Consider the following 25,250-nt stretch of genomic DNA (forward strand, 5'->3'; position numbering starts at 1 on the left):
CGGGTGCGGGTGGGGGGGCGGCCTATTTTTTTGGCGCGGGCGCCCGCCGCCGCTCCGGCGCCGGCGCCCGCGCCGGTGGCACAACCGCTGCGCACGGAGTTCCCCTTCGAGCTTCCGCGCGGCTACGTCGACGACGCGGGCACGGTGCACCGGGACGGCGTGATGCGTCTGGCCACCGCCCGCGACGAGTTGATCCCGCTGCGGGACGTCCGTGTCCAGGAGAACCCCGCCTATCTGTCGGTGGTCCTGCTGGGCCGGGTCATCACCCGCCTCGGCACACTGGCGATGGTCCACGACGGCATCGTGGAGAACATGTTCGCCTCCGACCTCGCGTTCCTGCAGGACTTCTACCGGCAGGTCAACGCCGAGGGCCACACCCGCGCCTCCGTGGAGTGCCCCCACTGCTCGGAGCCCTTCGAGGTCGAACTCGGCGGGAGCCGCCTGGGGGAATCGTGACGTACGCGACCGACCGGCTGCACGAGGAGATCGCGTACGTCGCCTACCACTTCCACTGGAGCCTGGAGACGATCCTGGATCTCGAACACCAGGACCGGCGCCGCTACACGGAACAGATCGCGTCCCTGGTCACCCGGGGCGGGGCGGAGGGCTGATCGGTGGGGTTCCTCGACCGACTGAGGGGCGGCACGGCGGCATCGGCCGCACGGTCCGCTCCCGCGGGAGCGCATACGGACACGGGTACGGCCGCTGGTGCCGTACCCGCCGCTGCCGTTACGGGTGCGTCCGCGCCGGACACGGCCGCCGCGGGTGCCTCCGCGGGGGCCGGGCCGGCCGCGGTGGTCGGCTGGACGGCGCTGCCGCCGATCCAGCGTGCCGCGCTGGGCCGTCCCGGGGTCGCCGACTCCGCGTTCAGCGGCCGGCTGAGCACCTGGCAGAACCCCTCCCTCACCGGGACCCTGTCCCACGCCGTCCTCGACGCGGCACCCGGCGGGCTGATCAGGAACGCGCTCACCACGTCGGCCGCGCCCGTCTCCGGACTCGAACCGCCCTCGCGTGTCCTGCCGGTGGCGGGGCCCGACGTGCCCGAGGCCGCGCCGTCCCCTGCGGTCGCCGAGGCGACGCCGGTACAGCGCGCGTCCCTGCCCGTCTCGGCGTCCCGTCCGACGGGCCCCCGGGTGACCGCTGCGCCCCCGAGGCCCCACCGGCAGAGCCCGCTGACCAGGGCGTCCGCCACGCCCGCGGTGCAGCGGCGGACTCTGCCGGTGGCCCAGCGCCCGGCGTCGGCGCCCGCGCCGGCCGCGACCGGCGGCCCGCGCGCCGCTTCGGCCGGCCCCGCCTCCCCCGGGCGCACCGCGTCCGAGCCCGCCCCGGGTCCCGGTCCGTCGGGCCCCACTGCGTCCGGACCTCTCCCGTCAGGCCCCGCCCCGTCGGCTCCCTCTTCGTCGCGGCTCGTTCCGCCGGGTCCCGCCCCGTCGGCTCGCACTTCGTCCGGCCCCGTTCCCTCCGGGCCGACTTCGTCCGGGCCGACTTCGTCCGGGCCCGCCTCGTCGGGTGCTCCGGCGGCGGGTGCTCCGGCCGCGGGACCCGCGAGGCCGGGCTCCACGGCGTCGGGCGCCGCCGACTCCGCTGCGGGCGCGCCCGCGAGGGCGTCCTCCGCGGGTGCGGGGGTCGAGGTGCAGCGGGCCCCGGCGACCGGTCCGGCCGCACCACCGGCCCGTACGGGCGGCCCGACCGCGCCCGGTCCCGGCCACCCGGCTCCGGCCGGACCCGTACGGCCCGCGTCGGCATCGTCGGCGTCCACGGCGGCATCCGGTGAGGCCACGGCCACCAGCTCCAGCAGCCGGCCCGCCGGGACCAGCGGCACGCAGGGCAACCCCGGTACCCCGGTGACCCGTGCCGGCGGACCGGCGCTCAACGTCCAGCGCGCCCCAGCGACCCACCCGGCCGGAACACCGGCCGGCACGGGCAACTCGAACCCGACCGGCCCCGTACAGCCCCCCGCATCCGCAGCCTCCTCCGCAGCCGCGGCGAGCAGCGCTGCGGCGACCGGTTCCGGCAGCCGGCCCGCCGGGACCGGCGGCACGCGGAGCAACCCCACCGGCCCGGCGGCCGACGTCCAGCGGGCCGCGGCGACCGGCCCCGCCGCACCACCCGTCCCTACGGGCAACCCGACCCCGGCCGGACCCGTACGCCCCGCGTCCGCACCGGCATCCGGGCAGGCCACGGCGACCGGCTCCCCAAGCCGCGCCGCCGGGACCAGCGGCGCCGGGGCCAACTCCGGTAATCCGGCGGCCCGTTCCGGCGGACCGGCGGCCACCGTCCAGCGTGCCCCCGCGACCCGCCCGGCCGAAGCACCCGCCCGCACGGGCAACGCGAACCCGGCCGGCCCCGTACAGCCCGCATCCACATCCGCGTCCGCGTCCGCGGCGAGCAGCTCCGGTACGCCGGTGACCCGTGCCGGCGGCCCTGCGGCCGACGTCCAGCGGGCCGCGGCGACCGGCCCCGCCGCAGCACCCGCCCCCGCGAGCAGCCCGACCCCGGCCGGACCCGTACGCCCCGCGTCCGCGCCCGCGCCCGGTGCCGGTACGGAAGCAGGGCCCGTCGGCCCGGTGACCCGTACCCATGGGCCCGCGCTCAACGTCCAGCGGGCGAGGGCCGGTTCGCCCGCTGCACCGGTCCGCCCGGAGAGCCCGGCCCCGGCCGGTCCCGGTCACGCGGTGACTCGTACCAGCGGGCCCGCGCTCAACGTCCAGCGGGCGAAGGCGGGTTCGAGCGGCGCGGCGCCCGCGCCCGCTGCGAACGCGTCCTCGGCCGTCACCGGCCCCGCGACGGCGGCCACCCCCGCCGCGGTACGGAGGCCGGCCGCCGGAGACACCCCGACGGCAGAGACCCGGCCGTCGGCGGCCCTCCCCGCCTCTCCCGGCACGGCACCCGTCCGCGTCCAGCAGGCGGCAGCCACTCCCCGTCGTACGCCCGACGCGTCCGGCGGAGCACCGGCAGGTCCGAGCGGGACCCCGGCCCCCGCCAACAGCGCCGCAACCGGCGCCCCTTCGGGCACGGCGCCCGTCGTCCAGCGGGCGACCGCCGGGCCCGCCGAGCACAGGACGCCGTCGGCGTCGTCCGGCCCCGCCGCCGCGAACTCGCCCGTCCCCGGGCCGGGTCGGGCCGCCCCGGCCGGTTCAGGCCCGTACCCGGTGCAGCGGAGTGCTTCCACCGGCGTACGGCGCATGGGCCTCGGCGCGCCGGTGACCGGGAACCCGTCCGTCACCCGCGCACCGGCCGCCCGCCCCGGCCCGACGGCGCAGCTTCCCGTCACCTCGGCCACCCCGCCCTCGACCCTGCCGACCGGCCCAGCCGACCGCCCGCACACCCCGGCCGTACCGCCGGCGCTCCCGGCCCCGGCGGTCACTCCGCCGTCCGCCCCGGTGGTCCAGCGCGCCGTCGCGCCCGCCGCCCGGCAGCGGCCTCTGCTCGGCGCTCCCGTCGCGGCCCCGCCCGCGGACGCGCAGCCCCTGTCCGGGCGTACGTCTTTGGCCGGGCCGCCCTCCGTGCAGCGAGCACCCGCGCAGGCCCCCGCGCCCGCGCCCGCCTCGCCGGCGCAGCCCCTCCGCCGTCCGGCAGTCCCCCTGTCCACCCCGTCGGGCAACGGCCTCTCCGTGCAGCGCGCCGCCGCCGCCCCCGCCGCGGTGGTCCCCTTCACCGCGGCCCCCCGAGCCGTGAGCAGCGGAAGCGGACAAGCACCGACAGCCCCGGTACCGGCACCCGCACCCGTGCGTGCCCTCACCCCGGCCCGTGCCCTCGCGCCGGCCCTGACGCCCGCGGCATCCCCCGCACAGCAGCGCCCCGTGCCCCCGGCGCCCGTGCCACTGCGCCGCCCGGCGCCCGCGTCCGGCCGGTCCGGACCGGCGGTCGTGCAGCGGGCCGTCGCACCCGGTGCTCCCGCGGGCCGTGCCGTGCCGCTCCTCGCGTCCGGCCCGTCCGCGCCCGCCGGGCCCCTCAGGACGGCTCCGCCCGCACAGCCGCTGACCACGCCGAAGGCCTACCCGGCACCGGTCGCCGTCCAGCGGCAGGCGGTCGCCGCACCCCGGTCGGCCCCGGCACCCGCACCGACGCCGACGCCCCCGCCGCTCCCGGCGCCCGCGCCCGTCCCCGTACAACGCGCTCCGGAACGCGGCCTGTTGCCGACCTCCGCCAGGGCCACGACCGCCGTGTCCACGGTCACGGCACGGGGGAGTTCGTCGCGCGGCTCGTCCGGGTCGGGCTCCGGCGACGATCCGCCGCCGTACGAGCAGGGCGGCCCCCCGCCCGCGTACACCGCGGTCGCCAAGGGGCAGTTCGACCCCCGCTCCCTGACCGACTTCCAGCTCGACGAGCTCACGCACCGTCTGATCGGCCGGATCACCCGGCTGATCCGTACCGAACTGCGGCTCGACCGGGAGCGGATCGGCAAACTCCGCGACCCACGTCGCTGACCGGCCGCCGACCGGCCGGCACCCGCAGCGCACCGCACGACCCGGCACCACCCCGCATGACCGACGTCCGCAGAAAGGCCGCCCCCGATGCCCCGCGAAGACCCGGGCTCCACCATCTTCTTCACCCTGACCATCGACGGCGAGAGCCTCGGTTACTTCAACGGGTGCGAGGGACTCTCGTCCTCGGTGGAGATCGAGCAACGCCAGGAGGGCGGCAACAACGGGTTCGTCTGGCAGCTTCCGTCCCGTGTGACCTTCTCCAACATCCGGCTGACCCGGCCGCTGACCCCCGACACCACCAAGGTCGCGGCCTGGATCTCGTCCGTGGCCACGGGCATCAAGCGGCCGACCGCGCAGATCGCCGCGCTGCGCGCGGACGGCTCCGAGGTGGCGCACTGGGGGCTCATCGACGTGCTCCCCGTGAGCTGGCAGGGGCCCTCCCTGGACCCGGCCAACCCGAGCGTGGCCACCGAGGTCCTGGAGATCACTCACCACGGGTTCACGGACTGAGGGGCGGGACACCACCATGGCCAAGGGAAGCAAGGGCGCGGGCAAGAGCCTCGTACGCGCCACGATCGCCATCCACGAGCCGCCCGTCGGATCGAGCACCACTCCGGGCGGGCTCATCAAGACGTTCAACTTCGACTTCAACCCCTCGCAGCTGCAGCTGAGCCGGCGCTCCCAGTGGAAGTCCACGCCGGCCGCGGCCGTGCGCGACGGCACGGTCCCGGAGTTCATGGGTCCCGAGCCCCGCGAGATGACGGTCGAGATCTTCCTGGACTCGTCCACGAAGCCGACCAGCAACGCCGTGCTGAAGAACGTGGAGTCCCTGCTGGACTGCTGCGAGGTGACGGCCAAGAGCATCGGCGCGAAGCAGCCCTCGCCGCCCTGGGTGGTCTTCCAGTGGGGCTCGTTCTCCACGGCCCGCTTCACCTCGTACGTGAACTCCGTGGACGTCACCTACTCGCTGTTCAGCACGACCGGTGTGCCCATCCGCGCCACCTGCCAGGTCTCGCTGCACGAGATCCCCAGCACGGTCAAGGGCCAGAACCCGACCTCGGGCGCGCTCACCGCGCAGCGGGTGCACCGGGTCGTCGCGGGCGACTCCCTGCAGTCGCTGGCCTGGCGCGAGTACGGCAACGCGTCCGCCTGGCGCGCGATCGCCGAGGCCAACGGCATCGACAACCCCGCGCATCTGCCCACCGGCATCGAGCTGGTCCTGCCCGCCGCCGAGGAGGTGCGTCACTGATGGCGAAGACGTCCTTCTCGAACATCATCCACGTCACCATCGACGGCAGGAAGATCCCGCCGGACTACATCAACCTGCTCGTCGCCGGCTGGGCCGACCTCGGCGCGGGCGTGCCCGGCGAGTTCCGGCTGACCTTCCGCGACCCGGACCGGGAAGTGCTCGGCAAGCTGAACATCAGGTTCGGCTCCAAGGTGGTCATCGCCCCCGTCGCCGACGGCCAGGGCGCGGGGAACCCGCTGATCACCGGCGAGGTCACCGGTATGGAGACCGACTACGACGGCACCGGCACGTTCAGTGTCGTGCGCGGCTACGACCCTGGCCACCGGCTGATGCGGGTGCGCCGGGTGGCCGCGTACCGCAACCAGACCGCCTCCGACATCGCGCGCAAGCTGGCCGCGCAGAACGGTGTGGCGATCGGGAAGATCCAGACGACCAAGACGGTCTACGAGTTCATCTCCCAGTCCAATGTGACGGACTGGGACTTTCTCGCGCGGCTCGCCGACGAGAACGAGATGGTGATGTCGCTGGACGCCAAGGGGAAGTTCGACTTCGCCGAGCCGGATCCGGCCTCCAAGGCGCCCCTGTCGACCTCCCCCGAGGACCCCAACCCGCGGGTGCTGCGGGGCCGCGTGGACGTCCTGCGCTGCCGGGCCGCCGTCACCGCCGCCGACCAGGTCGACAAGGTCGAGGCGCGCGGCTGGGACATCCCGACCAAGAAGAAGATCGTCGAACTGACGAAGGCGGGCACGTACTCCGGTTTCGCGATCGGGACGACCCCGCAGAAGGCGGCCAACGCCTTCAAGGCCGCCAAACTGGTGGAGACCGACACCCCGTACGACCGCCGGCCGGAGGTCAAGTTCGCCGCCGCCTCCCTCGCGGACGACCTCACCTCGTCGTTCGCCGAGCTGGAGGTCACCGTGCACGGCAATCCCGTGCTGCGCCCCGGGGTGGCCATCGCGCTCACCGACGTGGGCGTCCCCTTCGAGGGCAAGTACACGGTCACCTCGGTACGGCACACCTTCGGCGCGGGCAGTCACTACGAGACGCTGGTGACCGTGAGCGGCCGGCAGTGGCGCTCCCTGTTCGGGCTGACGTCCGGCGGCGGCGCGACGGCGCCCCGGCTGCCGAGCGTGGCCAACGCGCTCGTCACGGACGTACAGGATCCGCTGAAGCAGGGCCGGGTGAAGCTGCAGTTCCCGTGGCTGGACGACGCGTACGTCAGCGACTGGACGCGGACCGTGCAGCTCGGCGGCAAGAAGGGCGGCAGCATCTTCCCGCTGGACGTCGGGGACGAGGTGCTGGTCGCCTTCGACCGGGGCGCGCTCGACCACCCCTTCGTCATCGGCGGCCTCTACAACGGCATCGACAAGCCGACCGTAGTGAAGGACGTCGCGCTGCACGACCCGGTCAAGAAGAAGGCGATCCGGCACACCCTCTCCGACCGGGACGGCAACCGGGTGGACCTGCTCAGCCAGCAGACCGGCGGGCGCAAGCAGGGTGTCCGGGTGGCCAGCGGCAACGACAAGCTGATCATCAATCTCGACCGCACCAAGACCGAGATCACCGTGGACAGCAAGGGCGCCGTCAGCATCACGGGCGGCACCTCGGTGTCCATCGACGCGGGCACCAGCCTCTCGCTGAGCGCCCGCAGCAGCATCAGCATCAAGAGCGGCGGGCCGCTCACCCTCCAGGGCCGCGGCATCGTCAACCTCAAGTCGCTGGGCGGCGCGGTGACCGTGGACGCGATGGGCGCCCTGAGCCTCAAGGCGCTGGGTGCCGCGTCGGTGAACGCGGGCGGCACCGTGCAGATCAACACGATCGGCCAGGTGGGCCTGCGGGCCGTCAACATCGACCTCATGGGCCTGGTGACGGTCAACAAGAAGCCGTACCCGATCCCGTGACGGCCGGCACCGCGACGACCAGGACCGGAACCGGCAGGACCGGGACGAGCAGGACCGCGACAACCAGGACCGGGACGAGCAGGACCGCAACGAGCAGGACCGCAACGAACGCGACCGTGACCAGCACGGCCGTGACGAGCACGACGACGAGGACGAGAAGGCGGGTGGGTCACTGATGGCCGAGCAGTTCGTCGGATCCGGCTGGGCGTTCCCGCTGCGCATCGGCCCCACCGGGGGCATCGCCATGGTCAGCGGGGAGCGTGAGATCGAGGAGTCCATCCGGCTCGTCCTGTCGACCGCGCCGGGCGAGCGGCCGATGCGCCCCGAGTTCGGCTGCGCCATCCACGACCTGGTGTTCGCCCCCGTCAACGAGGCGACCGCCGGCCGGATCCAGCACGAGGTGTACACGAGCCTCGACCGCTGGGAGCCGCGCATCGAGGTGAGCGACGTCGAGGTGACGGCCGGCTCCGACACCGAGCAGGGCGTGCTCTTCATCGACGTCCGCTACTCGATCCGCGGCACCAACAACCCGCGCAGCCTCGTCTTCCCGTTCTACGTCATCCCCTACCACGACGAACCCGACCTCCCCGGCCCGGGCGACTCCGCTGAAAGCGACCGCTGATGGCACTGCCCTCCCCGAACCTCGACGACCGCCGCTTCCAGCAGTTCGTCGACGACGCCAAGCGCTACATCCAGCAGCGCGCCCCGGAGTGGACCGACCACAACGTCTCCGACCCGGGCGTCACCCTCGTGGAAACGGTCGCCCACATGGCCGACCAGATCGTCTACCGGCTCAACCGGGTGCCGGAGAAGAACCACCTGGCGTTCCTGGACCTGGTGGGCATCACCCTCTTCCCGCCCTCCGCCGCGCGCACCGACGTCACGTTCTGGCTGTCCGCGCCGCAGGACGAGCCGGTGCTGCTGCCGGTGGGCACCGAGGTCGCCACCACGCGCACCGAGAGCGAGGAGGCGGCGGTCTTCGCCACCGAGGACGAACTGACCATCGTGCCCTGCTCGTTGCGGTACCTGGTGGTGCAGCGCGAGGGCGAGCCCGTCACCGACAGGACCGCCGACCTCGCCGAGGGCAAGGACCTGATGTGCTTCACCGAGTCCCCGCGGCCCGGTGACTGCATGCTGATCGGACTGAACACCGCCGTCCCGCACTGCGCGGTCGCGATGGAGCTGGACAGCCGCGTCGACGGTGTCGGCGTGGACCCGCGCCAGCCCCCGCTGGTGTGGGAGGCGTGGACCGAGGACGGCTGGGTCGTGTGCGAGATCGACCGGGACGGCACCGGTGGCCTCAACCGGCCCGGCGAGGTCGTCCTGCACATCCCCGGCGCGCACACCCTGTCGCGCACCGGTGGCCAGGAGGCCGGCTGGTTGCGCTGCCGGGTCACCGAGCCGCTGCCCGACCAGCCCTTCTACACGACCTCGCCGACCGTGCGTTCCGTGGACGCGTTCACGCTGGGCGGCACCACCACGACCGTGCACGCCGAGACCATCACCGACGAGGCGCTCGGCGAGTCCAGCGGCCTGCCCGGGCAGCGGCTGCGGCTGGCCCACTTCCCCGTGGTGGGGGACACGCCCCCGGTGCTGCTGCAGACCGCCGAGCACGAGGGCTGGACCGACTGGGAGGTCGTCCCGTCGTTCTCGGCGTCCACCCCGCTCGACCGGCACATCACCCTGGACGCCGCGACCGGCGACATCGCCTTCGGCCCGGCGGTACGGGAGCCCGACGGCAGCCTGCGCCAGTACGGGGCGGTGGCCCCCAAGGGCGCCGTCATCCGCGCCCGCCGCTACCGCACGGGCGGCGGCCGGGCCGGGAACGTGGCGCGCGGCGCCGTCCAGGTGCTGCGCACCTCCGTCCCGTACGTCTCCGAGGTCGTCAACCGGGAGGCGGCGCGCGGCGGGGTCGACGGCGAGACGGTGGAGGAGGCGAAGACCCGCGCGCCCATCACGCTGCGCGCCCAGGAGCGGGCGGTGACCCTGCGCGACTACGAGGAGCTGGCCCGCCGGGCCGCGCCCGAGACGGCCCGCATCACCTGTCTGGAGGGCGAGGAGGGCGAGCACGGGGCGTACGCGGTACGGGTGCTGGTGGTCCCCCAGGCCGTACCGGACCCCGGCGGCCGGCTGCGCTTCGAGCAACTGATCCCCGGTGACGCGCTGTTGCACCGCATCACCCGGCACCTCGACGAGCGGCGCCTGATCGGCACGCGGCTGGCGGTCGGCCCGCCGTTCTACCAGGGCATCACGGTGGTCGCGACGGTGCACGCCTTCCGCGGCACCGACACGGACCGGGTACGCCGTCAGGCGCACGACGCCCTGTACCGGCACCTGGACCCGCTGATCGGCGGCGCCGACGGGCGGGGCTGGCGCTTCGGCCGGCCCGTGCAGTCCGGCGAGATCTTCGCCGTCCTCCAGCGGGTCCCCGGTGTCGAGCTGGTCGACGAGGTCCAGCTCCACCCGGCCGACCCGCTGACCGGCAAGCGCGGCGACCCGACGGACCGCATCGACCTCGCCGCCCCGTCCCTGGTCTTCTCGTTCGACCACCGCGTGCGCGTGATCGGAGACCGCGCATGACCCCGCACCGGCCGACGTCCGCGTGCGCGAGGGGAGTCCGGCCGTGAGGGGTTCCATCGACGGGCTGGGATCCTCCGCGCCCATCGGGATGACACTGCCCGCCGTGTTCGCCGACGACGACCTGGCGCAGCGGTTCGTCGGCGGGCTCGACGACGTGCTCGCCCCGATCCTGGCCGTCCTCGACAACCTGGACTCCTACTTCACGCCGTCCCTGGCACCGGTGGACTTCACCCGGTGGCTGGCCGGCTGGGTCGGCGCCGAGACCGACGGCAGCGAGCCCGAGGACCGGCTGCGCGCCGCCGTCGCCGCCGCCGCGTACCTGCACCGGGTACGGGGCACCAGCCGCGGCCTGTCCGAGGCGGTGCGCCTGGTGTTCGGCGTGGCCCCGGAGATCACCGAGAGCGGCGGCGCCTCCTGGGACGCCCGGCCGCTCGGCCCGGTCCCCGGCGAACGCCGCCCGCGCCTGCACGTCGCCCTGCGGCTGCCCGACCCGACCCGCGCGGACGAACACCGCCTCGACAGCCTCGTGGCAGCCGCCCGTCCCGCCCACATGCCCTACACGGTCCAGGTGACCGCCGCCGAAAGGACTCCTGAGAGATGACCAGCCAGAACTCCGGCACGGGACAGGAGCCGGCGCGCAGCTGTGCCGAGTGCGGCACCCGCGCGGAGCCCGGCCAGTCCTTCTGCGATTCCTGCGGCGCGGTACTCGGCTGGGGCACCGGCCGCAACGCCGCGGCCCCGGTGGCCGCGGCAGCCGCCGCCCCGGCGCGGGACTCCGCGACCGGGCGCGGGTCCGACGGCGAACCGGGCGGCACCGCGAACAGCGCCGCGGGCGGCACCCCGGGACGGGACGCGTTCGCCGTGCCCGGCACCGGTGCGGCGGCCCGTACGGCCCACGACACCCCGGCAGCGCCGGCGGACCCGGCCGCGGCCCGGACCGCCGGCCACCCCGCCGGCGACGACACCCACCAGCGCGCCGCCGCGGCCACCCCGCACAACGCCTCCGCTCCCGCCGGTGCGGGCACCACCGTCCCCGAGCAGCGGAGCGCGGCGCCTGCCGCCCCCGCGGCCCCGGCCACGCCGGCCGACCCGCCCGCGCCCGACATCTTCACCGCCCTCACCCCCCGGACGGCCGCCGGCGGCCACGCGGACGACACCGACACCGAGCCGCGCGTGGGCCTCGGCCACGGCGCCCCGCCCGCGTCCCCCGCTCCCTCCGCCGCCGACACCGCGGACGAGCGGGCCAGGTCCCTCCTCATCCCCGTGAACGACCCCGAACCCCGGGCTCCGGTCGCCCCCGCCGTCGCCCCGGTGCTGCCGGGCGTCCCGCTGGCGGGCCGCCCGCAGGTCCGCACCCCGGGCCCCGAGTCGGGCCCGCTGGACGGCCCGCCGTGCCCGTGGTGCTCCACCCCCAACCGGCCCGACCGCCACTTCTGCGCCCGCTGCGCCATGCCCATGGAAGGCGGACCGCGCCCGCCGGAGCGGCAGACCTGGTGGCGCCGCCTGCTGAACTTCGGCAACGGGCAGACCCCGTGGGCGGGCGAACGCCCCCGACTGCGCCGCGGCTTCGGCCGCATCATGAACTGGGTCGTCGGCGCCGCCGTGATCGGCCTGGTCATCGCCCTGATCGTCAACATCGGCGACGGCATCGACGCGACCCGCGACCACTTCGCCAAGCGCGCCCCGGTCGGCCCGGACAGCTTCCGGGCGTCCCGCTCGTACCCCGGGCACAGCCAGAAGCTCGCCTTCGACGGCCTCAGCAACACCTGGTGGGGCCCGGGCGTCTCGCAGGCCGGTGAGGGCGAGTGGATCGAGGCGCGCTTCGACACCCCGACCCGGCTGCTGGACGTGGTGATCACCTCCGGCGTCTCGGCGAAGCAGGAGCACCTCCAGGAGTCGGCCCTCCCCAAGCGCATCGAGGCGCAGATCACCACCGCCGACGGAAGGAAGAGCAGCCGGTTCATCACCCTCGACCGGATCGCGGGCGGCCAGGCCCGCAAGTTCCGGGTGGGCGAGGTCCGTGCGGTGCGGTTCATCCTGCGCTCGGCGTACGCCGCCGACGCCAAGAAGCAGGTGTCCATCGCGGAGATCGAGTTCTTCGGCCGCTCGAACACGAGCAGGTCGTGACGAGCGACACGGTCTCCGCAAGAGCCGAAAACGGCCATCCCTGATGACTTATGACCCGCACCGACCGCATCATGTGCAGGTTGTTGTCTCACGATGCGGTCGGGGTTGACGTGGCCATGGGGAAGAACGGAATACGTGCGGCGGGCGCCGTGGCGGGCTGCGCCCTGCTGCTCGCGGGCTGCGGCGGCCCGGACGGCGGGAACGCCTCGGGCGGCGCCGACCGCGAGCCCCTCACGGTCGCCAAGGCCCCCGCCCGGATCCCCGTACCGCTGGGCAAGGGCAGCAAGGCCGACAGCGACTTCAACGGCGACGGCCACCCCGACCTCGTACTCAACGATCTCGTGAAGCGTGACACGCACGGGGACGACGCCGGCATCGGGATCGTGTACGGCTCGGCCCGCGGACTCGTCCCCGGGGCGCGGCAGTTGCTGAGCCCCACGCAGCACGCGGCCACCACCAAGGGGCAGTTGCCCGCGGTCTTCGACGCCGAGGCGAGCTGCGACCTGGACAAGGACGGCTTCACCGACCTCGTCGTGTCGACCGACCCGCCCTACGACGGCCAGGGGCAGCCGCCGGTGCCGCTGCAGATCCTCTTCGGCTCGGCCCGCGGCCTGTCCGGCAAGGCCGTGAAGCTGGCGATCCCCGCGCAGGCACGTTTCGGCAACGACTGGCCGGACCAGCCGGTGTGCGGCGACTTCAACGGCGACGGGGCGGCCGACCTCGTCGTGCACGCCTCCGACGGCCGCCTCAGCCATCTGCGCGGCCCCTTCACCCGCAAGGGAGCCCCGAAGGCGGCCGGCGCCCCGCTCGACTCGCCCGGCAACGCCCCGGCGCCCCCCGCCGTGGACGTCGACGGCGACGGCTACGACGACCTGCTGGTGCGTACGGCCGAGGGGTCGGGCACCTCCGCCTCCGCCCTCGTCCTGGGCGGGCCCACGGGCCCCACCGGCACCACGGTCGCCCTCCCGAAGGGCGTCGACGTCGCCTTCGGCCAGTTCGGCAAGGGCAAGGGACTCGACGCGGCGATCGGCACGATGCGCGCCACGGCCCTGCGGTACGAGGTCCCGGGCACCCTGCGCGCCGAACTCGCCGTCGCCGGCACGGTCCTGGACGCCGGGGACTTCGACGGCGACGGGGTGAGCGAACTGGTCTCCAGCGGTTCGCAGCTGAGGATCATCAAGGGCCGCGCGGGCGGCCTGTCCACGTCCGGCATGGTGACCGTGCAGCCGCCCGCCGGCGGCACCACCCGGGTCCTGACGGTGGCCGACTTCGACGGCGACGAACGGGCGGACCTGGTGGTGCGCAGCTACCGCGGGGACACCGAGGACACGATCGCCGTGTACCCGGGCGCGAAGAAGGGCCTGATCGCGCGCAAGCCCGCGCTCACCTTCTCCACCTCGGAGTTCCTCGGCGCGGAGGGCTGATGCGCCACGCGGTTTCGCTGCGTGCCGCCGTCGCGCTGCTCGCCGTCGGCGGCTGCCTGCTCACGGGCTGCGGTGAGGGCTCCCCCGCCACCCCCACCCCCACGAAACCGAGCGCCGGAAAACCCTCCAACGACCCCCGCCCCGGCGATTTCAACGGTGACGGCTACGACGACTTCGCGACGGTCCTCACCTCCCAGTCGAAGGACAAGTCCCGGTCCGAGGAGAACCTGGTGGTGGTCCACGGCTCCCGCGACGGCCTGGCCCCGGCCACCGCGCGCCGCACCTCACCCGGCAAGAAGTTCGCGTACTTCACCTCCCTCCTGCGCACCGACCTCGACGGCGACGGCTACACCGACCTGGTCGTCGGCCGCGGCCGGGCCGACTCCCGCATGACGACCCTCGCCCTGTTCGGCGGCGCCCGGGGCCTGGGACCCGCCACCGAACTCACCGCCCTGCCGGCGGACTTCCGGCCGCTCGCCGCGGCCGACTTCGACGGCGACGGCTCCACCGACCTGCTCGACGGCGGCCAGGGCGGCACGGGCGACCCCTCCGCGACCGGACCGGGCTCCACCGGACTCCTCCTCCACGGCCCCTTCGACCGCGAGGGCACCCCGAAGCGCCAAGCGGCGCTGGACCTCGGCCAGCACGGGTACGCGACCCCCGCCACGGCCACCACCGGCGACTTCGACGCCGACGGGAAGGCGGAGGTGGTGTTCACGTACTCCTTCGACGCGGAGGAGGACGAGAGCGCGCCCGAGGATCTGCACACGGTGGGCTACTACGAGGGCGACGAGGCCGGCCTGGCCCGCGACCCGGCGCGCGAGCCGGCCATCACCGAAGCCGTGGAGACCTTCGACGGCCCCCGCACCCCGGCCACGGGCGACGCGGACGGCGACGGCATCGACGATCTGCTGCTGCCCACCCAACTGAAGGCGGCCCCGGCGGACATGCCGGCCGAGGGCGGCGCGCTCACCATCCTGTACGGCGACAGGTCGGGCCTCGGCGGCGGACGCGAGAAGTCGGTGATCGAGGGCGAGGGCGGCGCGAAAAGGCGTACGGACTACGGCAGTTCACCGGCCGCCGGAGACGTGAACGGTGACGGCCGACCGGACATCGTCGTCAACACCCCGGACTTCCGGCGCCACGACGGCAAGGTCACGCTGCTGCCGGGCGGGCCCGCCGGCGTCCCGTCGGCAACCGGCGAACAGAGCGTCGACGCCGAGACGGACGGCCTCCCCGGCACCCCGAACCCCCACTACTGGAACGCCTTCGCCCACCAGCCCCCACTGCTCGACGTGAACGGCGACGACCACGCCGACGCGGTGGTCTTCGCCCCGCTCTACGAGAACCGCAAGGGCGCGTTCCTGACACTCCGGGGCACGGACACCGGCTTCACCCCGACGAAGACCCAGCTCTTCACCCCGGACGAGGTGGGCGTGCCCTTGCGCCTGAAGTGACCGCCCCAGCCCTCACCGCCTGGGCGCCACCCGGCGAAGATGCCGTATGAGCCCGGCGACCCCGGCGCCGCTTGCTTCCAGCACGGTGCCGGGGTCTTCGCTCTCACGGAGGAGGAGGGTGCTCCACCCGGCGCCTATCTCCAGGCAGTTGGGTGCGTCCTCGCCGTCGGAGAACGACGACTTCTGCCACGGTATGACCGGTGCCAAGACGGGCCCCCTCAGATGTGCTGTCGGAGCCGGTGCACGACTCGCCGATGCGTTCACTGTCGCGTGTCGGCGGATGGCTGGGGAAGCCCTGACGGTCGACGGAGACGACGTATGAGCCCGGCGAGCCCGGCACCAGTTGCTTCCAGCACGGTGGCGGGGTCTTCGCTCTCGCGGAGGAGGAGGGTGCCCCGACCGACGCCTACCTCCAGGCAGTTGGGGCCCTCCTGATCACCGGAGAACGAGGACTTCTGCCACGGTATGACCGGTTCCATGACGGGACCCCTCAGATGTGCTGTCGGATGCACGACTCGCCGATGCGTTCACTGTCGCGTGTCGGCGGATGGTTGGGGAAGCCCTGACGGTCGACGGAGACGACGTATGAGCCCGGCGAGCCCGGCACCAGTTGCTTCCAGCACGGTGGCGGGGTCTTCGCTCTCACGGAGGAGGAGGGTGCTCCGCCCGGCGGCTATCTCCAGGCAGTTGGGCGAGTCCTCGGGCCCGGAGAACGAGGACTTCTGCCATAGGACGACGGGTGTCATTGCGGGTCCCCTCAAGCGTGCTGCGCGAGTCGATGAATGAAGTCCCTCGACTCTACGAGTCCCAACGCAGCGCCCTCCACGGCGTTGATCACCCGTCGATACAGGCGCAGCTGCGCCTCCGCGTCCACGAACATCCCGGCATGCAGGTGGTCCAGCATGACCGTGTCCAACTGCGGCACAGGGCCGCCCGCCAACAGCACGGGGCTACCGATGTAGGTGAAGCCGTCCACGTCGAACGGCACGACCCGAACGGCGATCCGAGGTCGATCGGACTGCTCCAGGATGTGACCCAACTGCCGTCGAGCGAGATCGCGGTCAGCGATTCTGACTCGCAGCGCCGCCTCGTGGATCACCACCTCGTAGTCGGCCTCATCGAGAACAGTCTGACGGCGCAGCCGGAATGCGACGCGCGCCTCGATCTGCTCCTCACTGAGCGTCGACACCGGAGACGCGTACGTCGCCCGCACATGCTCCTCGGTCTGTAGCAACCCGGGGACGTGCAGATTCTCGAATGAGCGCAAGTACACCGCGTGCTGCTCCAGTTCAGCCAGATCGAGGAAGCTCGGCGGCAACAGCCCTCGGTACTCCTCCCACCAGCCACGCCCCCGCTCTGACGCCATGGCCGCCAGCGCGTCGACGAGGGCGGCGTCGTCACACGCGTACTCTCCGGCCAAATGACGTACGCGCCCGGTGCTCACCCCTACACGGCCCGCCTCGGTCATAGAGATCTTGCTCTCGGCGATGCCCGATGCCTGAGCCGCCTCCCTGGCGGTCAAACCCGCCTGCTCCCGGAGCTTTCGCAGCTCCGCGCCGAGCCGTTGCTGGCGCGCAGTGACGACGCTTCTTGCTGGCATACGGCCCTTCCTTCCCCGCAGTTGAGACTCCGAGTATCCAGCCCACCTTGACTGGGGTGATACACCACTCCTACCGTAAGTGACGCAGCAAACACTCACCGGAGTGGAAGTGCGGCGCACCGTCGTGCCAGCGGCGAGCGCGAAGCGGCCACCACCCCCCATCCCCCGTACCGGGAGCCCCCATGCCCACACCCATGCCCTGGGAGTACACCCTCTACATCCCCCACGACCCCCGAGCCGTGGGCATCTGCCGCCGGGCCCTGCGCGACATCCTGACCAGTCACCACCTCCCCGCCCTCGTCGAACCCGCGGAGCTGCTCGCCTCCGAGCTGCTCGGGAACGCCATCCGGCACACCGAGGGCCCCGCCGCCCTCAAACTCAGACGGTCAGGACCCACCCTCCGCCTCGGCGCCTGGGACACGGACCCGACGCCGCCCGGCCGCAAGCCGCAGGACGACGAGTCGGGCGAGGGCAGGGGCCTGCACCTCGTGGACGCGTACGCCGACGACTGGGGCTGGTTCCAGGTCAACGGCACGGCGGGCAAGTACGTCTGGTGCGAACTGGGCGCCCCGTGAGGGGCGTGCCTTCAGGGGCGCGGGGAACTGCGCGACCAGCCCCCACCGGCCCGCAGATCACCGTCACCCCCGCACAACCCCACCCCTACTCCAGGTGTCACACAGGTGAACCACCCGGTTGAAGTCACCCCAGCCCCCTGGAGACCCCCGTGCGCATACGGACGTACGCCGTCGCCGCAGCGGCCACCTCGGCCCTCACCCTCACCCCCGCCGCGGCAGCGGCAGCGGCACCCGCACCCGCACCCGCACCCCAACCCTCCCCCTCCACCAGCGACTTCAACGGCGACGGCTACGCCGACCTGGCGGTGGGCGTGCCGGACGGCGCCGTCGGCGGCAAGGCGAGAGCCGGGTACGTCAACGTCCTCTGGGGCGGCAGGAACGGCATCGGCGCCCACGGCAGCATCCGCGTCACCCAGGCCACCACCGAAGTGCCAGGCACCCCCGAGGCGGGCGACCGCTTCGGCGCCTCCGTGGCCCTGGAGGACCTCAACGGCGACGGCATCGCGGAACTGCTAGCCGGCGCCCCGGGCGAGGACATCACCGGGCGCGGCAAGGACGCCGGCGTGGTCGTCGTCGTGGGCGGCGCGAAGGGCGGTCCGAGCCACGGCTCGAACGTCACCACCGGCCCCGCCGCCTCCGCCGCGTACGGGCTGTCGGTCGCCGCGGCCGACCTGACCGGCGACGGCAGCAGGGACATCGTGGTCGGCGGCAAGGACAAGGTGGTGCTGCGTACCGCCGACGGCCTCGCCGCCACCGTGGTGACCGCTCCCATGGGCGGCCGTGCCCCGATCCTGACGACGGGCGACTTCACCGGCGACGGCGCCGCGGACCTGGCGGTGGGCTACTGGACGAACGACCCGTTCACCCAGTCCCACGTACGGATCTGGGCCTGGGAGAAGGCCGGGCAGACCCTGGCGAACGTGTGGAACACCGACAACGCCGGCGTCTCCGCCCTCGCCTCCGGCGACTTCGACGGCGACGGCCACGACGACCTCGTCCTCGGCGAGTGCCGCGAGATCGCCGACGAGAACATCGACGACCCGTGCGGCCCCGAGGAGTACGCGCTGGGCGGCGGCATCCACATCCACTACGGCGCCGCCTCCACCGGCTCGTTCGGCTTCCGCAAGCAGACGCTGAACCAGGACACGGTCGGCGTACGGGGCCGCGCCGAGTCCGGCGACCGCTTCGGCGCGGCCCTGGCCGTCGCGGACCTGAACGGCGACGGCCGCGACGACCTCGTCGCGGGCGCCCCCGGCGAGGCGATCGGCACCCGGGCGAACGCGGGCGCGGCCACCGTGCTGTTCGGCATGAAGAACGGCCTGGTCGACGAGTTCGGCGAGAGCACCGCGGTCGCGTACAACCAGGGCACCCCGCGGGTGCCGGGCGCGGCGGAGGCGGGGGACGCCTTCGGCGCGGCCGTGGCGACCGGCGACTACGACCGCGACGGCCGCAAGGACCTGGCCGTCGGCTCCCCCGGCGAGAACGCCAACTCCGGTGGCCTGTGGGTGTTCCCGCGCGGGAGCGCCGACGGCTCCTACGCCCTGACGCCCGCCCGGCTGGGCCTGCCCGCCCCGACGAGCGCGCTCACCTACGGCAAAACCCTGAGCAGTCTCTGACGAAACATCTGACGGACCCCCTAGGGCACCCCTAGGGGATGTCACAGGTCGGCCGCAAAGCCGGGTCCGATGCCCCGGGCCCGGCACGTGACTCTGCGGGACCAGGTACGTTCGATTACGTGGCTGGATTCAGGATCGGACGCGGCCGGGACAACCGCACGCAGCAGGCGCCTCCGCAACAACAGCGGCAGCAGCCGTACGGACAGCAGGCCCCCCAGGGCGGCCCGTCGTACGGCTATCCCCCCGCGCCCGGGGCCCACCCTCAGCAGCCCCAGTACGGCGGTGGCGGCGGCAACGGCCCGCAGCAGTGGCCGCAGGGCAGCGGACACCAGGGGAACGGGCACGGTGAGCCGGAGTACTTCGGCGATCCGGGCCACTCCCCGCAGGGCCGTCACCCCCAGGGCCATCAGCCGCGCGGTCACCAGCCGCAGGGCCACGACCCGTACGCGGCCAACCAGCCGGGCCACACGACGGCGTTCTCCGTCGGCGAGGACCCCTACAACCAGGGCGACACCTACCGCGCGGGCAGCACGCCCGCCGCGCCCGTCGGCCCGCCCCTGCACTGGAAGGAACTGCTGAGCGGCGTCATCATGCGCCCGAACCAGACCTTCCTGCACATGCGCGACTACACGATGTGGGGCCCCGCCCTCATCGTGACGTTCCTCTACGGCCTGCTGGCCGTCTTCGGCTTCGACGGCGCCCGCGCGGACGCCATAAACGCCACCCTGTCGAACGCGGTCCCCATCGTCCTGGTGACGGCGGTCGCGATCGTGCTCAGCGCGTTCATCCTGGGCGTGGTCACCCACACCCTCGCCCGCCAGCTCGGCGGCGACGGCGCCTGGCAGCCCACGGTCGGCCTCTCCATGCTGATCATGTCGCTCACGGACGCGCCGCGCCTGGTCGTCGCGATGTTCGCGAGCGGCGACGCGCCCTTCGTGCGCATCCTGGGCTGGGCGACCTGGGTGGCGGCCGGCGCGCTGTTCACTCTGATGGTCGGCAAGTCGCACGACCTGCCGTGGCCCAAGGCCCTGGGAGCATCGGCGATCCAGCTGATCGCCCTGCTGTCGATCATCAAGCTGGGCACGTTCTAGCACCCCCCGCACACGCCCCGCAGACGCTCTGCAGACGCTCTGCGCAAAGGGAGGCCGGCCGCTCGCGGTCCGGCCTCCCGGCATGTCCGGCCCCGGTCGGCGCGAACGGGTGCCCGGCCCGTCCGGCGGGAGCACCATGGAAGCCATGAACGCCATGGACGCTACGAAGACCATGCACGCCACGGACACCGCGGACGCACGCGAAGCCGCTCAAGAAGTCAGCGCACCCGGCCGCGTGGCCGCCCCCGACGAGGGCATCAGCCACGAGGAACTCGCCCTCGCGGCCCGCAACCACGGCCTCCCCCTGGAGGCCCTGCGCTACGACGTGACCCCGCCCGGACTGCACTACATCCTCGTCCACTACGACATACCGGCCGCCGACGCCGACACCTGGACCCTCAAGGTCCACGGCCGCGTCCGTACACCCCTGACCCTGGACCTCGCCGCGCTGCGCGCCCTGCCGCCGGTCACCCACCGCGTGACCATGGAGTGCGCCGGCAACGGCAGGGCCCGGCTCGACCCACGCCCCGTGAGCCAGCCCTGGCTGGTCGAGGCGGTCGGCACGGCGGACTGGACGGGCGTACCCCTGCGGACGCTGCTCGCCGAGGCGGGCGTGGAGCCGGACGCCGTCGAGGCGGTCTTCACGGGCGCCGACCACGGAGTGGAACGCGGCGTCGAGCAGGACTACGGCCGCAGTCTGACGGTCGAGGACGCCACCGCCGCCGATCCCGAGGTGCTGGTGGCGTACGAGATGAACGGCGCCCCGCTGCCACCGCAGCACGGCTACCCGGTGCGGCTGATCGTCCCCGGCTGGTACGGCATGGCGCATGTGAAGTGGCTGACCGACATCGAGCTGACCGACACGCCCTTCACCGGCTTCCAGCAGGCGGTGGCGTACCGCTTCCGCCAGTCCTCCGGCGAGCCCGGCGAACCGGTCACCCGGATCGCCCCGCGCGCGCTGATGATCCCGCCCGGCTTCCCCGACTTCATGTCCCGCACCCGGGTCGTACGCCCCGGCCCCGTGCGGTTGGAGGGGCGGGCCTGGTCGGGCCGCGCGCCGGTCACGAAGGTCGAGGTCAGCACGGACGACGGCGCGTCCTGGCAGAGCGCCGAACTCGCCGCCGCGGACGGCGGTCCGTGGGCCTGGCGTCACTGGCACACGTCCTGGACGGCGGCCCCCGGCCGCCATGTCCTGACGGTCCGCGCCACGGACGCCGAGGGTACGGCCCAGCCCCTCACCCCGCCATGGAACCGCGGCGGCTTCGCCAACAACGAGGTCCAGCGGATCACGGTGGTCTGCCAGTAGCCGCAGGCGCGGCCGGCAGCGAGGCTCAGGCGGCGGCTTCCACCAGCGCGTGCCGGGTGGTGAGCCACACGCTCGCGTCCGGCGCGACACGCGCCCGCCGCGGCCCGCGGAACCCGAGGTGCCGCAGCTGATCCCCGTGCCGGGCGGACATCGTGACCGCGACGGCGGTGGCGTCCTGCGCGTCGACGGCCCGCAGCCCCGGAGCCAGCAGCCCGTCGACCACCGTACGGTCCCAGGCCTCCGTCTCGTCCGGGGCGCAGACGGCGACCACCGTCCAGTACGGCGCCGACGGATCGGGCCCGGCCGCCTTCAGCACGGTCGACAGGAACGGGTTCTGCGGCAGGCAGAAGGCGGGCGCGGCGGCGGAACGACCGGTGGCCTCGGAACGGCCGGTGGCCAGTTCACGGGAGAGCACGCTCCTCAGGTGCGGGCCGGGCGGATCGGTGCCGGTTCCGGGCGGCAGCCAGATGGCGGCGGCCAGGAGCGTGCCGTCGTCGTCCCGCTCGGCCACCCACACCTGCCCCTTCTCCAGGGCGTGATGGGCCAGCACGAGCCGCAGGGCGCGCTGAGCCTGTTCCGAATGCCCGGCGGAGCTCTGCGCGATCAACCGCGCCACCGCGGGTACGTCCACGAGTCCGGCGGCGCGCACGGCGGCCCGTACGGGGATCTCAAGCGTGGTCATGGTCATTTTCTACGTTCACTGCCTTTCAGGGAGTGGCCCGGCTCATGCCGGTGAGATGGACGAAGCCGGTCAGTTCGCCGACACCTTCGGCCCCTGCCTCCTGCTGCGCCTCGGCCGGGGACAGCGCCCGCGGCCGTGCCCGCGGCAGGCTGAGCAGGACGACCCCGCGGGCCGCCGCGACGGCGCCGCCGAGGGCCAGCAGGCCGCCGAGCCCGCCGAAGCCCCCGTACTGCACGCCCTCGCCGAGCAGGCTGATGCCGATGGCGGACGCGGCGACCGGGTTGACCAGGGTGAGCACGGCGAGCGGCCCGCCCAGACCGCTGCGGTACGCCTTCTGCGAGAGCAGCACCCCCGCGGTGGCGAACCCCACGGTCAGCACGGCCACCGCGGCGAGGCCCCAGCCCGGCGCGGACCCGACGGCGAGCTTCTGCGCCAGCGTGGAACCCACCCCGGCGGCGATGCCCGAGGCCGCCGCGAAGGCGAGCCCGCCGCCCGGGGTGGCTGCCGTGCCGTCGCGACGGCCCGAGCCGCCGAGGCGGGCGAGCGCCACGACGGCACCGGCGGCGGCGAGCGCGACCATCAACACCTCACCGGTCCCCAGGGTGTCGGCCGGCGTGCCGCCCGACGCGGTGGCGGCGAGCAGCGCGACGAGCCCAGCAAGGGTGAGGACCATCCCGCGCCACTGCCGGCCGGAGGTCCTGCGGCGGGTGACCAGCGAACCGAGCGGCACCGCCACCACCAGACTCAGCGCGCCGAGCGGCTGTACGAGGGTCAGCGGCCCGTACCGCAGGGCCACCACGTGCAGCAGCGCCCCGCCGCCGTTGAGGGCGACGGATCCCCACCAGGAACCGCGGGTGAGCGTGGAACGCAGGCTCGCGGTACCGGCGGCGGTCCGTTCCTGGACCACGGCGGCCATGGCGTAACAGACGGCGGAGACGAGGGAGAGGCCGACGGCCGGCAGTACGGTCACGGCACCTCTCCCTCCCCTTCTGAGCCAATCGCCAATCACTGATCGACGATCGATACGAAACGGTTTCGTACACACAAACTACGGAAGTCGGAAGCGAAACGCAAGCGTTTCTTTAATGGTGTGACGCGGCGGCCCGCCTGTCGCCGGACCCGACCGAACCGGGCACGGACTGTCGGGTGCGGCAAGGTACGTCGTTCCTAACGTGGAGGACGCAAAGGAAGGAGGCCGAGTTGCTGGAGCGACTGAACGAGGCTCTGGAGCACATCGAGTCGCGGCTCGACCAGCCGGTCGACGTGACCGAACTGGCGCGGATCGCGATGACGTCGGAGTACCACCTCCGCCGGCTGTTCTCCGCGCTGGCGGGGCTCCCGCTGTCCGAGTACATCCGGCGCAGACGGCTCACCGTGGCGGGCGCCGAGGTGCTGGCCGGGGAGCGGACGCTGCTGGAGATCGCGGTGCGGTACGGCTACGGCTCGGGCGAGGCGTTCGCGCGGGCGTTCCGCGCGGTGCACGGCGTGGGCCCGGGCGAGGCCCGGAGCACCGGCGCCGCCCTGACCTCCCAGCCCCGGCTGTCCTTCCGCCTGGTCATCGAGGGGAGCAGCAGTATGCGCTACAGGATCGTACGGAAAGAGGCGTTCCAGGTGGTCGGGAAGAGGATCAGGGTCCCGCTCGTCCATGAGGGGATGAACCCGGAGATCGCGAGGTTCATCCGAGGCCTGGCACCGGACACCCTGCACCGGATCACCGCACTGTCCGGTGAGGAGCCGCGGGGGATCGTGGGCGTGAGCGACAGCCTGGACCCGTCCAGGGCGGAGGGAACGGAACTGGACTACTACCACGCGGTGGTGACGGGCCCCGGGACGACCGTCCCGCAGGACCTGGACTCCCTCACGGTCCCACCCGGCACCTGGGCGGTCTTCGAGAGCACGGGCCCGTTCCCGCTGGCACTGCAGCACATGTGGCGGGACGTGTTCACGCAGTGGTTCCCGTCGAACCCGTACCGGAGCAGGCCGGGCCCGGAGATCCTCCGCACCCACCTGTCCGCGGACGCCACGGAGGCGGACGCGGAACTGTGGATCCCGGTGGAACGAACGGCACCCTGACCGGGCGCCCCCCGGACGTCAGGCGTCGAGCACCTGTCCCGCCCGCTTCACGACGGGCTGCTCGACGCTCCACGGGAAGTTGATCCACTCATCGGTGCGCTTCCACACGTACTCGCACTTCACCAGGGACTGCGACTTCTCGTAGATGACCGCGGAGCGGACCTCGGCGACGGCGTCGACGCAGAAGTCGTGCACGAGCTTCAGCGTCTTGCCGGTGTCGGCCACGTCGTCCGTGATCAGCACCTTCTTGTCGGAGAAGTCGATGGCGTTCGGAACGGGGGCGAGCATGACCGGCATGTCGAGAGTGGTCCCGACCCCCGTGTAGAACTCCACGTTCACGAGATGGATGTTCTTGCAGTCGAGGGCGTACGCCAGGCCACCCGCCACAAAGACGCCACCACGGGCGATGCTGAGCACGATGTCCGGCTCGTACCCGTCGTCGGCGATGGTCTGGGCAAGCTCACGGACAGCGCCCCCGAACCCCTCGTACGTCAGATTCTCGCGTACGTCACTCATGCTGTTCGTCCCGCTCCCGCTCACACCTGGGTCCGATGGAAATTGAGGAAGGAACGGGAGGCGGTCGGACCGCGCTGCCCCTGGTAGCGGGACCCGTACCGGTCGCTGCCGTACGGGAACTCGGCCGCCGAGCTGAGCTGGAACATGCACAGCTGCCCGATCTTCATCCCCGGCCAGAGCTTGATGGGCAGGGTCGCGAGGTTGGACAGCTCAAGGGTCACGTGCCCGGAGAACCCGGGGTCGATGAACCCGGCGGTGGAGTGCGTGACGAGCCCGAGGCGCCCGAGTGAGCTCTTGCCCTCCAGCCGCGAGGCGAGGTCGTCGGGCAGGCTGATGACCTCGTACGTGCTCGCCAGCACGAACTCCCCGGGGTGCAGGATGAACGGCTCGTCCCCCTCGGGCTCGACGAGCCGCGTGAGGTCCGTTTGCTCGACGGAGGGGTCGATGTGGGGGTAGCGGTGGTTCTCGAACACCCGGAAGTAGCGGTCGAGCCGCACGTCGATGCTTGAGGGCTGCACCATGGATTCGTCGTAGGGGTCGATCCGTACACGCCCGGCGTCGATCTCGGCCCGGATGTCCTTGTCAGAGAGAAGCACGCCCCGAGGATACGCAGAGCCCGCGGG

General features: G+C 73.4%; 27 protein-coding genes. 17 read left to right on the forward strand and 10 right to left on the reverse strand.

Annotated elements, in window-relative coordinates; translation table 11 throughout:
- The first annotated feature begins 3 nt into the window (after nucleotides 1-3).
- Together ACFWGJ_RS21465 and ACFWGJ_RS21470 are read left to right on the forward strand one after the other, a co-directional pair.
- Complete coding sequence (locus ACFWGJ_RS21465; RefSeq protein ID WP_387326923.1) at nucleotides 4-456, forward strand: hypothetical protein; 453 nt, start codon at nucleotides 4-6, stop codon at nucleotides 454-456.
- The gene (locus ACFWGJ_RS21470; RefSeq protein WP_188114298.1) at nucleotides 453-611 is read left to right on the forward strand and encodes a DUF6760 family protein; all 159 of its coding nucleotides are present in this window, start codon (nucleotides 453-455) and stop codon (nucleotides 609-611) included. The genes ACFWGJ_RS21465 and ACFWGJ_RS21470 overlap by 4 nt, the downstream gene beginning before the upstream one ends.
- Here the strand turns inward: ACFWGJ_RS21470 and ACFWGJ_RS21475 are convergent.
- A complete protein-coding gene (locus ACFWGJ_RS21475) occupies nucleotides 560-1,822 on the reverse strand; it encodes a hypothetical protein (protein WP_387326875.1) in 1,263 nt (420 codons plus the stop codon). The two genes, ACFWGJ_RS21470 and ACFWGJ_RS21475, sit on opposite strands and share 52 nt — an antisense overlap.
- Nucleotides 1,823-1,844: 22 nt before the next feature.
- On the opposite strand from ACFWGJ_RS21475, the gene ACFWGJ_RS21480 reads away from it, so the two are divergent.
- The 4 genes from ACFWGJ_RS21480 to ACFWGJ_RS21495 all read left to right on the forward strand — a co-directional run bounded on the left by ACFWGJ_RS21480 (nucleotide 1,845) and on the right by ACFWGJ_RS21495 (nucleotide 7,580).
- Entirely contained in the window at nucleotides 1,845-4,430 is a 2,586-nt protein-coding gene (locus ACFWGJ_RS21480) for a hypothetical protein (protein WP_387326927.1), read from the forward strand.
- An 87-nt stretch (nucleotides 4,431-4,517) separates the two neighbouring features.
- Nucleotides 4,518-4,940 carry a phage tail protein gene (locus ACFWGJ_RS21485; RefSeq protein WP_107018038.1) on the forward strand — a complete coding sequence of 141 codons (423 nt, stop codon included), beginning with the start codon at nucleotides 4,518-4,520 and terminating at the stop codon, nucleotides 4,938-4,940.
- Between the two features lie 16 nt (nucleotides 4,941-4,956).
- Nucleotides 4,957-5,679, forward strand: coding sequence for a LysM peptidoglycan-binding domain-containing protein (locus ACFWGJ_RS21490; RefSeq protein WP_387326878.1), 723 nt, complete (start codon nucleotides 4,957-4,959; stop codon nucleotides 5,677-5,679).
- Nucleotides 5,679-7,580, forward strand: a complete 1,902-nt coding sequence (locus ACFWGJ_RS21495; protein WP_387326881.1) for a VgrG-related protein — start codon at nucleotides 5,679-5,681, stop codon at nucleotides 7,578-7,580. The genes ACFWGJ_RS21490 and ACFWGJ_RS21495 overlap by 1 nt, the downstream gene beginning before the upstream one ends.
- Here the strand turns inward: ACFWGJ_RS21495 and ACFWGJ_RS21500 are convergent.
- Entirely contained in the window at nucleotides 7,552-7,722 is a 171-nt protein-coding gene (locus tag ACFWGJ_RS21500; protein ID WP_387326883.1) for a hypothetical protein, read from the reverse strand. The two genes, ACFWGJ_RS21495 and ACFWGJ_RS21500, sit on opposite strands and share 29 nt — an antisense overlap.
- A gap of 33 nt (nucleotides 7,723-7,755) precedes the next feature.
- Here ACFWGJ_RS21500 and ACFWGJ_RS21505 point away from each other — a divergent pair, with 33 nt between their 5' ends.
- From ACFWGJ_RS21505 to ACFWGJ_RS21530, 6 genes are all read left to right on the forward strand, one after another.
- Nucleotides 7,756-8,202 carry a GPW/gp25 family protein gene (locus tag ACFWGJ_RS21505; RefSeq protein ID WP_387326886.1) on the forward strand — a complete coding sequence of 149 codons (447 nt, stop codon included), beginning with the start codon at nucleotides 7,756-7,758 and terminating at the stop codon, nucleotides 8,200-8,202.
- Nucleotides 8,202-10,160, forward strand: coding sequence for a putative baseplate assembly protein (locus tag ACFWGJ_RS21510; RefSeq protein ID WP_387326888.1), 1,959 nt, complete (start codon nucleotides 8,202-8,204; stop codon nucleotides 10,158-10,160). Before ACFWGJ_RS21505 ends, ACFWGJ_RS21510 begins: the two co-directional genes overlap by 1 nt.
- 43 nt (nucleotides 10,161-10,203) lie before the next feature.
- Nucleotides 10,204-10,761: a phage tail protein gene (locus ACFWGJ_RS21515; protein WP_387326891.1), complete on the forward strand. Its 558-nt coding sequence runs from the start codon at nucleotides 10,204-10,206 to the stop codon at nucleotides 10,759-10,761.
- Entirely contained in the window at nucleotides 10,758-12,287 is a 1,530-nt protein-coding gene (locus ACFWGJ_RS21520; protein WP_387326893.1) for an NADase-type glycan-binding domain-containing protein, read from the forward strand. Before ACFWGJ_RS21515 ends, ACFWGJ_RS21520 begins: the two co-directional genes overlap by 4 nt.
- Before the next feature lie 116 nt (nucleotides 12,288-12,403).
- A complete protein-coding gene (locus ACFWGJ_RS21525) occupies nucleotides 12,404-13,711 on the forward strand; it encodes an FG-GAP repeat domain-containing protein (protein WP_387326895.1) in 1,308 nt (435 codons plus the stop codon).
- Nucleotides 13,711-15,168: an FG-GAP and VCBS repeat-containing protein gene (locus ACFWGJ_RS21530; RefSeq protein WP_387326897.1), complete on the forward strand. Its 1,458-nt coding sequence runs from the start codon at nucleotides 13,711-13,713 to the stop codon at nucleotides 15,166-15,168. Before ACFWGJ_RS21525 ends, ACFWGJ_RS21530 begins: the two co-directional genes overlap by 1 nt.
- A gap of 12 nt (nucleotides 15,169-15,180) precedes the next feature.
- Here the strand turns inward: ACFWGJ_RS21530 and ACFWGJ_RS21535 are convergent, their stop codons facing one another.
- Genes ACFWGJ_RS21535 through ACFWGJ_RS21550 form a run of 4 tightly spaced genes read right to left on the reverse strand, consistent with a single transcriptional unit; the run spans nucleotide 15,181 to nucleotide 16,768 of the window.
- On the reverse strand, nucleotides 15,181-15,375 hold the full coding sequence (locus tag ACFWGJ_RS21535) for a DUF397 domain-containing protein (protein WP_387326899.1): 195 nt from the start codon (nucleotides 15,373-15,375) through the stop codon (nucleotides 15,181-15,183).
- A 53-nt stretch (nucleotides 15,376-15,428) separates the two neighbouring features.
- A complete protein-coding gene (locus ACFWGJ_RS21540) occupies nucleotides 15,429-15,647 on the reverse strand; it encodes a DUF397 domain-containing protein (RefSeq protein WP_387326901.1) in 219 nt (72 codons plus the stop codon).
- Nucleotides 15,648-15,695: 48 nt separating this feature from the next.
- Nucleotides 15,696-15,914: a DUF397 domain-containing protein gene (locus tag ACFWGJ_RS21545; protein ID WP_387326904.1), complete on the reverse strand. Its 219-nt coding sequence runs from the start codon at nucleotides 15,912-15,914 to the stop codon at nucleotides 15,696-15,698.
- Between the two features lie 11 nt (nucleotides 15,915-15,925).
- Complete coding sequence (locus tag ACFWGJ_RS21550) at nucleotides 15,926-16,768, reverse strand: helix-turn-helix domain-containing protein (protein ID WP_381832837.1); 843 nt, start codon at nucleotides 16,766-16,768, stop codon at nucleotides 15,926-15,928.
- 182 nt (nucleotides 16,769-16,950) lie between these two features.
- Here ACFWGJ_RS21550 and ACFWGJ_RS21555 point away from each other — a divergent pair, with 182 nt between their 5' ends.
- The 4 genes from ACFWGJ_RS21555 (at nucleotide 16,951) to ACFWGJ_RS21570 (ending at nucleotide 21,356) form a co-directional block, all read left to right on the forward strand.
- Nucleotides 16,951-17,343, forward strand: coding sequence for an ATP-binding protein (locus ACFWGJ_RS21555; protein WP_381832839.1), 393 nt, complete (start codon nucleotides 16,951-16,953; stop codon nucleotides 17,341-17,343).
- A 149-nt stretch (nucleotides 17,344-17,492) separates the two neighbouring features.
- Complete coding sequence (locus ACFWGJ_RS21560; protein ID WP_387326908.1) at nucleotides 17,493-18,959, forward strand: FG-GAP and VCBS repeat-containing protein; 1,467 nt, start codon at nucleotides 17,493-17,495, stop codon at nucleotides 18,957-18,959.
- A gap of 38 nt (nucleotides 18,960-18,997) precedes the next feature.
- The gene (locus tag ACFWGJ_RS21565) at nucleotides 18,998-20,050 is read left to right on the forward strand and encodes a Yip1 family protein (RefSeq protein ID WP_387326910.1); all 1,053 of its coding nucleotides are present in this window, start codon (nucleotides 18,998-19,000) and stop codon (nucleotides 20,048-20,050) included.
- A 172-nt stretch (nucleotides 20,051-20,222) separates the two neighbouring features.
- On the forward strand, nucleotides 20,223-21,356 hold the full coding sequence (locus tag ACFWGJ_RS21570; RefSeq protein ID WP_387326926.1) for a sulfite oxidase: 1,134 nt from the start codon (nucleotides 20,223-20,225) through the stop codon (nucleotides 21,354-21,356).
- Nucleotides 21,357-21,381: 25 nt separating this feature from the next.
- On the opposite strand, the gene ACFWGJ_RS21575 is transcribed toward ACFWGJ_RS21570, so the two are convergent.
- Entirely contained in the window at nucleotides 21,382-22,038 is a 657-nt protein-coding gene (locus ACFWGJ_RS21575) for a hypothetical protein (protein ID WP_387326913.1), read from the reverse strand.
- A gap of 25 nt (nucleotides 22,039-22,063) precedes the next feature.
- The gene (locus ACFWGJ_RS21580; protein WP_387326915.1) at nucleotides 22,064-23,008 is read right to left on the reverse strand and encodes a hypothetical protein; all 945 of its coding nucleotides are present in this window, start codon (nucleotides 23,006-23,008) and stop codon (nucleotides 22,064-22,066) included.
- Between the two features lie 230 nt (nucleotides 23,009-23,238).
- Here ACFWGJ_RS21580 and ACFWGJ_RS21585 point away from each other — a divergent pair, with 230 nt between their 5' ends.
- Nucleotides 23,239-24,111: a GyrI-like domain-containing protein gene (locus ACFWGJ_RS21585; protein ID WP_387326918.1), complete on the forward strand. Its 873-nt coding sequence runs from the start codon at nucleotides 23,239-23,241 to the stop codon at nucleotides 24,109-24,111.
- Between the two features lie 18 nt (nucleotides 24,112-24,129).
- Here the strand turns inward: ACFWGJ_RS21585 and ACFWGJ_RS21590 are convergent, their stop codons facing one another.
- Nucleotides 24,130-24,627 (reverse strand): phosphoribosyltransferase, encoded by a 498-nt coding sequence (locus ACFWGJ_RS21590; protein WP_381833307.1) that lies wholly within the window; start codon nucleotides 24,625-24,627, stop codon nucleotides 24,130-24,132.
- 20 nt (nucleotides 24,628-24,647) lie between these two features.
- Complete coding sequence (gene dcd / locus ACFWGJ_RS21595) at nucleotides 24,648-25,223, reverse strand: dCTP deaminase (RefSeq protein WP_387326920.1); 576 nt, start codon at nucleotides 25,221-25,223, stop codon at nucleotides 24,648-24,650.
- Nucleotides 25,224-25,250 lie beyond the last annotated feature (27 nt).

Origin of the sequence: Streptomyces sp. NPDC060205 (genome assembly GCF_042728395.1) — a bacterium.
In the GTDB taxonomy this organism is placed as follows: domain Bacteria; phylum Actinomycetota; class Actinomycetes; order Streptomycetales; family Streptomycetaceae; genus Streptomyces.